12 protein-coding genes are annotated in these 9,836 nt (G+C 30.9%); 9 read left to right on the top strand and 3 right to left on the bottom strand.

The window, feature by feature from the left end:
- The 5 genes from ACTF45_RS07035 to arsB all read left to right on the top strand — a co-directional run.
- The coding region (locus ACTF45_RS07035) for a PhnD/SsuA/transferrin family substrate-binding protein (RefSeq protein WP_438949650.1) at positions 1-378 on the top strand (378 nt) is incomplete at its 5' end.
- Positions 379-409: 31 nt separating this feature from the next.
- Complete coding sequence (gene phnC / locus ACTF45_RS07030) at positions 410-1,177, top strand: phosphonate ABC transporter ATP-binding protein (protein WP_348660132.1); 768 nt, start codon at positions 410-412, stop codon at positions 1,175-1,177.
- A gap of 11 nt (positions 1,178-1,188) precedes the next feature.
- Positions 1,189-1,986, top strand: coding sequence for a phosphonate ABC transporter, permease protein PhnE (gene phnE / locus ACTF45_RS07025; RefSeq protein ID WP_348660131.1), 798 nt, complete (start codon positions 1,189-1,191; stop codon positions 1,984-1,986).
- Entirely contained in the window at positions 1,986-2,801 is an 816-nt protein-coding gene (gene phnE / locus ACTF45_RS07020) for a phosphonate ABC transporter, permease protein PhnE (protein WP_438949649.1), read from the top strand. Before phnE (ACTF45_RS07025) ends, phnE (ACTF45_RS07020) begins: the two co-directional genes overlap by 1 nt.
- Positions 2,802-2,845: 44 nt before the next feature.
- Positions 2,846-3,856 carry an ACR3 family arsenite efflux transporter gene (gene arsB / locus ACTF45_RS07015; protein WP_438949648.1) on the top strand — a complete coding sequence of 337 codons (1,011 nt, stop codon included), beginning with the start codon at positions 2,846-2,848 and terminating at the stop codon, positions 3,854-3,856.
- On the opposite strand, the gene ACTF45_RS07010 is transcribed toward arsB, so the two are convergent.
- Positions 3,846-4,013 carry a chorismate-binding protein gene (locus tag ACTF45_RS07010; RefSeq protein ID WP_348660307.1) on the bottom strand — a complete coding sequence of 56 codons (168 nt, stop codon included), beginning with the start codon at positions 4,011-4,013 and terminating at the stop codon, positions 3,846-3,848. The genes arsB and ACTF45_RS07010 overlap by 11 nt on opposite strands.
- A 125-nt stretch (positions 4,014-4,138) precedes the next feature.
- On the opposite strand from ACTF45_RS07010, the gene ACTF45_RS07005 reads away from it, so the two are divergent.
- Positions 4,139-4,345, top strand: a complete 207-nt coding sequence (locus ACTF45_RS07005) for a hypothetical protein (RefSeq protein ID WP_438949647.1) — start codon at positions 4,139-4,141, stop codon at positions 4,343-4,345.
- Between the two features lie 18 nt (positions 4,346-4,363).
- Here the strand turns inward: ACTF45_RS07005 and ACTF45_RS07000 are convergent, their stop codons facing one another.
- Positions 4,364-4,684 (bottom strand): ArsR/SmtB family transcription factor, encoded by a 321-nt coding sequence (locus tag ACTF45_RS07000; protein ID WP_438949646.1) that lies wholly within the window; start codon positions 4,682-4,684, stop codon positions 4,364-4,366.
- Between the two features lie 117 nt (positions 4,685-4,801).
- On the opposite strand from ACTF45_RS07000, the gene ACTF45_RS06995 reads away from it, so the two are divergent.
- Genes ACTF45_RS06995 through chrA form a run of 3 tightly spaced genes read left to right on the top strand, consistent with a single transcriptional unit; the run spans position 4,802 to position 8,352 of the window.
- Positions 4,802-5,824: an ArsJ-associated glyceraldehyde-3-phosphate dehydrogenase gene (locus tag ACTF45_RS06995; RefSeq protein WP_438949645.1), complete on the top strand. Its 1,023-nt coding sequence runs from the start codon at positions 4,802-4,804 to the stop codon at positions 5,822-5,824.
- Positions 5,825-5,835: 11 nt separating this feature from the next.
- Complete coding sequence (gene arsJ, locus ACTF45_RS06990) at positions 5,836-7,095, top strand: organoarsenical effux MFS transporter ArsJ (protein ID WP_438949644.1); 1,260 nt, start codon at positions 5,836-5,838, stop codon at positions 7,093-7,095.
- A 30-nt stretch (positions 7,096-7,125) separates the two neighbouring features.
- On the top strand, positions 7,126-8,352 hold the full coding sequence (gene chrA, locus ACTF45_RS06985; RefSeq protein WP_438949643.1) for a chromate efflux transporter: 1,227 nt from the start codon (positions 7,126-7,128) through the stop codon (positions 8,350-8,352).
- 49 nt (positions 8,353-8,401) lie between these two features.
- Here the strand turns inward: chrA and pstS are convergent, their stop codons facing one another.
- Complete coding sequence (gene pstS / locus ACTF45_RS06980) at positions 8,402-9,373, bottom strand: phosphate ABC transporter substrate-binding protein PstS (protein ID WP_011132344.1); 972 nt, start codon at positions 9,371-9,373, stop codon at positions 8,402-8,404.
- Positions 9,374-9,836 lie beyond the last annotated feature (463 nt).

The raw sequence follows: 9,836 nt of genomic DNA, 5'->3' as shown, positions 1-9,836 counted from the left end.
AAAGATTTTACCCCAGTCTTCTCAGGTAAACATCAAAATTCAATAATGGGTGTAGCAAATAAAGATTATGAAGTTGCTCCAATTGCTAACTCAGTTCTTACAAGAATGGATGCAAGAGGTGTTGTTGATTCTTCAAAAATAAGAACTATCTATAAATCCCAAACCTTCCCAACAACAGGTTATGCTCATGCTCATAATCTCCATCCATCTGTAGTTGCAAAAGTTAAGCAAGCTTTTTACACATATAACTGGGATAATTCAACATTAGATAAAGAATTTAAAAAAGCAGATAGATTCATTTCAATTAGTCACAAGCATGATTGGGATGTTATTAGAAAAATTGATAAGGCTAATGGCGTTGTTTATGATTGTAAATAAAAATTTTCTATTATAAATAAAATCAAACTTAATGCTTAAAACAATAAACCTGAAAAAGGTTTATCCAAATGGCGAAGAAGCTCTTAAAGGAATAAATCTAGATATCCCTAATGGGCAAGTAGTAGCTCTTATTGGTCCCTCAGGTGCGGGTAAGAGTACATTTATTAGAACAATAAATAGATTAGTTGAGCCTACTTCAGGAAAAGTATATTTTGCAGATGAAAAAAATGATATTACTTCATTAAATAAATCGAAATTAAGAAAAACAAGAAGACAAATTGGAATGATTTTCCAGGAATTCGCCTTGGTAGAAAGATTAAGTGTAATGGAAAATGTTCTTTCCGGCAGATTAGGCTACGTAGGATTTTGGAATAGTTTTTTCAGGAAATTTCCTCAAAAAGATATCGAAGAAGCATTCCGGTTGCTTCAAAGAATTGGACTAGAGCATATGCTTGATAAAAGAGCCGATGAATTATCAGGAGGTCAGAGGCAAAGAGTAGGAATTGCTAGAGCTTTGATACAAAACCCAATGTTACTTTTAGTAGATGAACCTACAGCTAGTTTAGATCCAAAAAATTCCAGACAAATTATGCGATTAATATGTGAGTTATGTAAGGAAAGAGATCTTGCTGCGATTATAAATATTCATGATGTTTTTCTTGCTCAGAATTTTGCAGAAAGAATAATAGGTTTAAAAGCTGGAGAAATTGTTTACGATGGCAAGCCCAGTGGCTTATCAGAAACAATACTTACAAATATATATGGAGAAGAAGACTGGTCTAAAACCGTAGCAAATTAGGAATATATTAAATGAAAGATAAGAAAGTAATTTGGAAAAGAAAACCATTTATAAAAAATAGGTTATTAAGAATTGGATTGATTTTATTCATTAGTACTTACTTATTATCTGTTTTCCTAACTACAGAAATTGATTGGCAAAGAATTCTTGAAGGAATCCCAAGGGGTAAAAACTTTATATTTGCTTTCTTTCCTCCAGATTTTATAACTAGATCTGATGAAATTTTTGCTGGTATATTTGAAAGTTTATGGATGACTATTGTCGCAACTATTGTTGGGATACTTATTTCTATTCCTGTCTCCTTGGGAGCTGCTAAAAACATAGCCCCTAAATTTGTTTATTTTTTATCAAGGGGAATTATCACATTATCAAGGAGTTTTCAGGAAGTAATCTTAGCAATATTTTTTGTTAAGCTAATGGGTTTTGGACCTTTTGCTGGGATGGTAACTCTAAGTTTATCTACAATAGGGTTTTTCGCTAAATTATTATCTGAAGATATTGAAGACATAAGTAAATCTCAAGCTGAAGCAATCAAATCTACTGGTAGCAATTGGTTTCAATGGATTAATTATGGGGTCCAGCCTCAAGTCATGCCAAGATTTATTGGATTATCTTTATACAGATTGGATATTAATTTTAGGGAGTCAGCGGTAATTGGAATTGTGGGTGGAGGAGGTATTGGTTCTACCTTAAATACAGCCTTTGATAGATATGAATTTGGGACTGCAGCGGCTGTTCTTATCGTAATTATTTCTATCGTGATGATTGTTGAATATACATCTAGTTATCTAAGGAAATTAATAAAGTAATGCCAATAATAAAACAAAAGGATTACAAAACCTGGAAAAAATTTGATCGAAAAAGAGATTTACAAAACTGGCTTTGTTGGTTTTTAGGAACTTTGATTTTTAGCTTTTGTTTCGGTTTGATTAGTAGTAAAACAATCTGGTTTTATGTTTTTGATTCACATAATGAGGCTTTAGATCTTTTAGGTAGGATGTTTCCTCCAGAAACTAATTATTTCTTCACTTTAATAAAACCTATATGGGATACTTTAAATATCGCGACCATTGGTACAACGATTGGAACTTTAATTGCAATCCCATTAGCTTTTTTATCCGCAAACAATACTACCCCGAGTAAAAGGTTTATAAGACCTTTAGCCTTATTTTGCATAGTTTCAAGCAGATCAATTAATTCAGTAATCTGGGCATTACTTCTGGTTGCAGTTGTCGGTCCTGGAGTCTTGGCTGGCATAATTGCTATCGGATTAAGATCAATAGGATTTTGTGGAAAATTACTTTATGAAGCTATAGAGGAAATTGATGAAAACCAAATTGAAGCTATTGAGGCAACAGGGGCAAATAAAGCACAAATTATGACCTTTGGCATACTCCCTCAAATTCTCCCAGCATTTACGAGTATTTCTATTTATAGGTGGGATATAAATATTAGAGAAGCAACAGTTGTTGGCTTAGTTGGGGCTGGAGGTATAGGGATAGAATTAGATGCTCAAATAGGAGACTTAGCTTGGGCTAAGGTATCAGTTATTTTATTAGCAATAGTAGTGGCGGTAGTTTTTAGTGAATGGATTACAGCAAAAATAAGAAAGGCTATTATTTAGATTAAATTAAGTACTATTTTGGATAGTTGATTAAAAAAAATTAAATGAAATTTTCTGATAGATATCTAAGTATTTGGGTTTTCTCCGCAATGTGTGTTGGATCTTTTTCGGGTTATTTATTTCCTGATTTATCTCAATTTATAGGCGGATTAGAATTCTCAAGAATAAATCTTCCAATAGCAATTCTTATCTGGGGAATGATTTTCCCAATGATGTTATCAATAGATTTCAAGTCTGTAATAAATTTGAAATATAAGATTAAAGGATTTTCTATTGTCCTTTTTATTAATTGGTTAATAAAACCAGTTTCAATGGCAATTATCGCAGCCTCTTTTTTATATTTTTTATATGGTAATTTGATAGATCCTGTAATTGCTAAAGAATATGTTTCTGGAATGATTCTATTAGGAATAGCGCCATGTACAGCAATGGTTTTTGTCTGGAGTAATCTAGCTAAAGGCGATCCATTATTTACTTTAATACAAGTAGCTATTAATGATCTAATATTAATTTTAGCCTTTCCATTATTGTCAAAAATTCTTTTAGGATTTAACAGTATAGATATCCCATTAGATACTGTTTTTAGTTCTATAATAATCTTTATTTTGGTACCACTTTTTCTAGCATTATTTTTAAAAAATAAAATCTACAGCGAAAAAATAATAAAAAGTATTTTGAATAAAAGTAAAAGTTATTCGTTATTCTTTTTAATTCTTACAGTCTTTTTATTATTCTTTGTTCAATCAAAATCTATATTACAAAATCCTATTCATATAATCTTAATTTCAATTCCATTAATAATTCAGACTCTTTTTATTTTTTATTTAACTGCTTTTTCAATGAAGTTTTTTAGGCAAAAGTATTCTATTTCCTGTCCAGGCTCGATGATAGCCGCTTCAAACTTTTTTGAACTTGCAGTAGCTGTATCGATAACTCTTTTTGGTATTAATTCAGGAGCTGCTTTGGCTACCATAGTTGGGGTACTAGTAGAAGTTCCTTTGATGCTTTATTTAGTAAATATTTCTAAGTCTTCCAAAATATTATTTATAAAGTAATATTTTCTTCTTCAAGTTTTTTCTTTAGTTCTACTGGCATATAAGCAATATCTTTTTTAACTGCATCTATCGCATCTTTATACTTTTCAGGATCAGATAAAAGCATTTTTATCAGGTTGTATTGACTTTCTATTTCTTGAGAGGAAAATCTACTCATTTTAAAATACTTATTACTTTTTTTATTTTTAAGTAAAAATCTCTATATTTAATTTCTTAAACACATTTTTCTTTAACTTTACTTAACCATAGGTGAATATTATTTATAAAATAGAAACTTTGGGGATGTTTAAATACAGGGAATTCATTGCACAAATCAAATATAAAGAAGTAATATCTTCCCCTGTATATTTTATTCCTGTTTTGCTTCTATCCATAATGATTATTATTGAGGGTTTTCACATCTTTAATCACAAACAAAATTGCAAAACTAAAGCTGAGTGGATGGAACAATCAGGAATGACTTATGAAAGGGAATCAGAAGTTAATTAATAAAATCTAAAATATAATTTATTCGCAGCAACGTTTTCTATTTGAGGAATAATCTGCCAAAGAAGTTATCCACTCCTTGATCAAAAAGAGAGCTTCTTTATTTAGGCTGTAGTACACCCATCTACCTTCTTGTCTGTCTGAGATAAGATCAGCTTCCTTCAAAATTTTTATGTGATATGAAATTCTTGATTGAGATAAATTAGTTAATTTCATAATATCGCAAACACAAACTTCTCCATCCATCATTAGGTCAATTATTTCTAGCCTAAAAGGATCAGAAAATGAAACCATCAACTTAGATATATTTTCTTTTTTTACTTTGCTAATCTCTTTTAACATTTTTGAAGATATTAAATTCTTTTAAATATAGCTTAACTAAAAAAGATTTCATTAATCAAAATATCTTGATATATCAAAATATTTTGATGTATAATTTAAATAGAAAATTTCAAAGTTATGAAAATTGGAATTAATGGTTTTGGAAGAATTGGCAGGTTAGTTTTCAGAGCATTATGGGATAGAGCTGATATAGAAATAACTCATATAAATGAGATAGCAGGAGATTCGAATGCTGCTGCGCATCTACTCGAATTTGATTCAGTCCATGGTAGATGGGTGAAAGATATAAAGGTTAAAGAAGAAGAAATAATAATTGATGGAAAGAAATTAGCCTACACATCTTTTAAAAATTACCTTGATGTACCTTGGGAAAAATCTTCTGTAGATATTATTTTGGAATGTACAGGAAAGAATAAAAAGCCAGACAAACTAAATCCCTATTTTGATTCTCTTGGGATGAAAAGAGTAATAGTAGCTTGTCCAGTCAAAGGAATTGTTGCAGAAGCTGAATCACTTAATATTGTTTACGGTATAAATCAAAATCTTTATGACCCTTCCAAACATAAATTAGTAACTGCAGCATCCTGCACTACAAATTGTTTAGCTCCGATAGTAAAGGTAATTAATGAAAATTTCTCAATTAAACATGGCGCTATTACAACTATTCACGATGTCACGAACACTCAAGTTCCTGTAGATTTTTATAAAAGTGATTTGAGGAGAGCAAGAGGATGTATGCAAAGTTTAATACCTACTACTACTGGATCTGCTAAAGCAATAGCTGAGATCTTCCCAGAATTAAAAGGAAAATTAAATGGCCATGCAGTAAGAGTTCCTCTACTTAATGGTTCTTTAACAGATGCAGTTTTTGAATTAAATAATGCTGTAACTGAAGAGCAAGTAAATAATGAATTTAAAAAAGCATCTGAAACATATTTAGAAGGAATTCTTGGTTACGAAGAAAGACCTTTAGTTTCTGCAGATTATGTAAATGACTCTAGAAGTTCAATAGTTGATAGTTTATCAACGATGGTTGTTAATTCAAATTTATTAAAGATATACGCTTGGTACGACAACGAATGGGGTTACAGCTGCAGGCTTGCAGATCTTACTGAATATGTAATCAAAAAAGAGATTTAATTTATGTCTTTATGAAGTTATCTAATATTCAACAATATAGTGTTGTAACAGCAAACTATTGGGCGTTCACGCTTACTGACGGCGCATTAAGATTATTAGTTGTTGGTCACTTTCATGAACTAGGTTATACAACTCTGCAAATTGCTTTACTTTTCCTTTTTTATGAGTTTTTTGGAATAATTACTAATCTATATGGTGGCTGGATAGGAGCAAGATATGGTTTAAGGCTTACTTTATGGATTGGGACTATCCTTCAAATCATTGCCCTTTTTATGCTTATTCCAGTTAAGGAGGATTGGCCAGTAATATTTAGTGTCGCATACGTTATGGTTGCTCAAGCAGTCAGTGGGATAGCAAAAGATTTAAATAAAATGAGTGCTAAAAGTGCTGTTAAGACAGTTGTTCCAAAGACAAATAATGGCAATGATACTAGCCAAAAACAACTTTTTAAATGGGTTGCTATTTTAACTGGATCTAAAAATGCCCTTAAAGGAGTTGGTTTTTTCTTGGGTGGACTGTTATATAAGTTATTTGGATTCAATAATGCTGTAGGGATTATGGGTTTTGGACTCTGCTTAGCCTTTTTATTGACATTAATTTTACCTGGAGAAATTGGCAAGATGAAAACCAAACCAGCTTTTAATGATCTTTTTTCAAAATCAGATGCCATAAATATTCTTTCAGCAGCAAGATTCTTTCTTTTTGGAGCAAGAGATGTTTGGTTTGTTGTAGCTCTTCCAGTATTCCTTGATATGGCATTTGGTTGGGACTACATGGAAATAGGATTCTTTCTTGGGGCCTGGGTAATAGGTTATGGAATTGTTCAGGCTTCGGCTCCAGCAATTAGAAAAATGTGGGGCCAGAAAGAAAGTCCAGATCGTAAAGCTATCCAATTTTGGAGTGCCGTATTAATGGTCATACCATCTTTGATAGGAATCGCATTATGGAGAGAAAGTTCTCCATCAATAGCAATAATTTTAGGACTAACTATTTTTGGATTTGTTTTTGCAATGAATTCCTCTACACATTCTTATATGATTTTGGCATACTCTGATAATGAAAAAGTCAGTTTAAATGTTGGCTTCTATTACATGGCAAATGCTTCTGGAAGACTAGTTGGAACATTACTATCTGGCTTACTATTTATGATTGGGAGAAATCCAAGTATTGGTCTTCAATATTGTCTTTATTTTTCATCACTTCTAATATTATTATCTTGGATTTCGAGTCTTAAATTACCATCAATCAAACAAAGCTTATCATCACCATAAAAACTAATTTTTAGAAATTAGAATATTTAAATGGCAAAAATATCATTAATTGAACTTGCAAAAATTTTTCTAAAAATTGGTATTTTCAGTTTTGGAGGACCATATGCTCATATTTCTTTATTCGAAGATGAACTTATAAATAATAAAAAATTAATCACAACACAATCTTTTGAAAAAGGTATTGGATTATGTCAAATACTTCCAGGACCGATATCTACTCAATTAGCAATATATATAGGTCTTAAAATTAATGGTTATATTGGCGGATTGATATCCGGGATATGTTTCATTATCCCAGGATTCGTTTCGGTATTAGTTCTTAGTTTTTTTTGGCAAATTGGTTCTGGATCAAAATTCTTAACAGATTTAATTTATTTTAATCCTCCTATTATTGCAGGAATAATTTTTTCATTCTCTTTAGTTCTATTAAAAAAAAGATTAAAGGTTGATCGAATATTATTCTCTAGCTCAATATTATTTCTACTTATATTTGCCAAATATAATAGTATTCAATTTCCACTCATAACAATTCTTACTATTGCAGGATTGATAAATATATTTTTAAGGAAATTCAAAGATATTTTTTATAGCTTGGTCCCTTTATCTATATTTTCAACGACCTCATTTTTGATTAGTTCACTCTCTATAAATATTTTTAAGTTTTTTAATTTTTTAAAAGATTCTTTAAACTCAAAGTTTTTAATAAATTATCTTAATCTGTTTTTATTCTTTTTCAAATCGGGACTTTTTATATTTGGAGGCGGATTAGTAATTATTCCTTTAATGAGTGATTACGTTATCTCACAAGGATGGTTAACAAATAATGAATTTATTGATGGCATAATGATTGGTCAAATAACGCCTGGTCCTGTCTTATTAACTACAAGTTTTATTGGATATAAAGCAGGTTTTTCAATTGGAGGTATTAATGAGGCTTTGAAATATTCATTTATATCAACGTTTGCAATATTTTTACCAAGTTTTATTTTGATTTTTATTTTTGGAAAAGGCCTTTTAAAAAATAGAAGTAAATTATTAACTTCCTTTATTGAAGGAGTAATAAATACAATTCCAGGTGCAGTTATTTTTTCTGGCTTTAATTTAATAGAGGATTACCTTTCATCAAAATACACTTTAATAAGCTCAATTTTTATAATTTCCATTTCAACTTTACTAACTTTTTTTAAAGTAGTTCCAACATACATACTTATCCTTATTTCTCTAATATTAGGTTCAACAAAATATCTTTTTGCATAAAAAAAGGGAGAATTAATTTCTCCCTTTATGTAAATATATTTTTTAAATATTATCTACCAATTTTCTTAACTGCAGCTCTTGATTTCTCAAGGATATCTCCTTTAAGTGGAACAAATCCTAAAGTTGGAGCTTTATCTTGATATTCATCACTTAGAAGTGTGCTTAATGACTTCTTGATAGCTTTAGTATTTCTACCATTGCCTTTTTCATAAGCAAGTATCCATGTTAGAGAAGCAATTGGATATGCCCCTTTTGCTGTTGGATTAGGATTCTTACCCGCAAGATTTTCATCTAAAGTAATGCCGTTAAGAGCTTTAGCTCCAGCTTCAACAGATGGTTTTAAAAATTCACCTGATAAATTCTGAAGTGCAGCAGCCTTAACATTACCTTTAATATAGGACTGGTTAACATAACCAATTGCACCTGGAGTATTTTGAATAACACCGGCAACACCTGAATTTCCTTTTGCTCCAACACCTGCTGGCCACTTAACTGATTTACCAGTTCCTAAAGTCCATGTTGGTGAAAATGCTTCCATAGAGTTTGTGAAAGCCTTAGTAGTTCCTGAACCATCAGAACGATGTGCCCAAGTTAGTTTGCCGGCTTTACAACCTAATTCTTTCCAGTTTTTAACCATACCCATTGCAACCTGTACTGCTTGCTCTTGAGTAAGTTTTAAATCGCAATCATAGTTGTATCCGAAAGCAATAGTTCCACCAACCATAGGAATTTGAACTAGACCTCTAGTAACCTTTGCAATATCCTTATCTTTCATTGGATCATCTGATGCACCGAAGTTAACAGTTTGATCAATAAATGCTTTTCTTCCAGAACCAGAACCAACTGCCTGGTAATTAACTCTTGGTCCACCTGATTTTGCTAAATCAGAAAACCATCTAGTATAGATTTTTGCTGGAAATGAAGCACCAGCTCCACTCAATCTTGTTGAAGCGGTTACACTTGGACCAGCTATAAGAGCTAGCGCAGAAGTGAATAGGAGAGCTTTCTTTGCAATGCTCATAAGTCTTGTTTAGAATTTTTGAAAGACTTCATATTTATAGCATCTAATGTATTTGTTTAGTAATGGTTTTCTTAAGCTTATCTAATAATTAATAGCTAATTAATCTTCTCTTAAACTTTTCTTATACCAAGCTTTATTCAGTTAGGTTTCTAAAACTTATTAAAAGAATTTCTGAGAAATTTATTTTCAAATATTTTTAAATTGGAATACAAGATTTAAAAACATGTCAATTAATATAAGAAATGATTAAGGGCTAGTTAAAAATAGCTTTATTTTACCAACTCTTGATAAATTCTTAATCTCTCAACGTTATAAAAAAATTGGATTAACATCCATTCTTAAAAGTGTGTGAACTTTACATGAAATTATTTCAAAAATTAATTGCTGCTCCTGCCATCATTTCTTTGGCATCAGGTTTCGCAGTAAACGCATCTGAGATCAATACTCCTGATCTTAGTAAATA

Origin of the sequence: Prochlorococcus sp. (genome assembly GCF_965655815.1) — a bacterium.
Classification (GTDB): Bacteria; Cyanobacteriota; Cyanobacteriia; order PCC-6307; family Cyanobiaceae; genus Prochlorococcus_A; species Prochlorococcus_A pastoris.
The sequence above is the reverse complement of the archived record's forward strand: the minus strand, read 5'-3'. Positions and strand labels throughout refer to the sequence as shown.

Bases quoted from the DNA above. Each gene is read 5' to 3' on its own strand.
- phnC (WP_348660132.1), top strand. From the start codon at position 410: ATGCTTAAAACAATAAACCTGAAAAAGGTTTATCCAAATGGCGAAGAA.
- phnE (WP_348660131.1), top strand. From the start codon at position 1,189: ATGAAAGATAAGAAAGTAATTTGGAAAAGAAAACCATTTATAAAAAAT.
- phnE (WP_438949649.1), top strand. From the start codon at position 1,986: ATGCCAATAATAAAACAAAAGGATTACAAAACCTGGAAAAAATTTGAT.
- arsB (WP_438949648.1), top strand. From the start codon at position 2,846: ATGAAATTTTCTGATAGATATCTAAGTATTTGGGTTTTCTCCGCAATG.
- ACTF45_RS07010 (WP_348660307.1), bottom strand. From the start codon at position 4,013: ATGAGTAGATTTTCCTCTCAAGAAATAGAAAGTCAATACAACCTGATA.
- ACTF45_RS07005 (WP_438949647.1), top strand. From the start codon at position 4,139: ATGTTTAAATACAGGGAATTCATTGCACAAATCAAATATAAAGAAGTA.
- ACTF45_RS07000 (WP_438949646.1), bottom strand. From the start codon at position 4,684: ATGTTAAAAGAGATTAGCAAAGTAAAAAAAGAAAATATATCTAAGTTG.
- ACTF45_RS06995 (WP_438949645.1), top strand. From the start codon at position 4,802: ATGAAAATTGGAATTAATGGTTTTGGAAGAATTGGCAGGTTAGTTTTC.
- arsJ (WP_438949644.1), top strand. From the start codon at position 5,836: ATGAAGTTATCTAATATTCAACAATATAGTGTTGTAACAGCAAACTAT.
- chrA (WP_438949643.1), top strand. From the start codon at position 7,126: ATGGCAAAAATATCATTAATTGAACTTGCAAAAATTTTTCTAAAAATT.
- pstS (WP_011132344.1), bottom strand. From the start codon at position 9,373: ATGAGCATTGCAAAGAAAGCTCTCCTATTCACTTCTGCGCTAGCTCTT.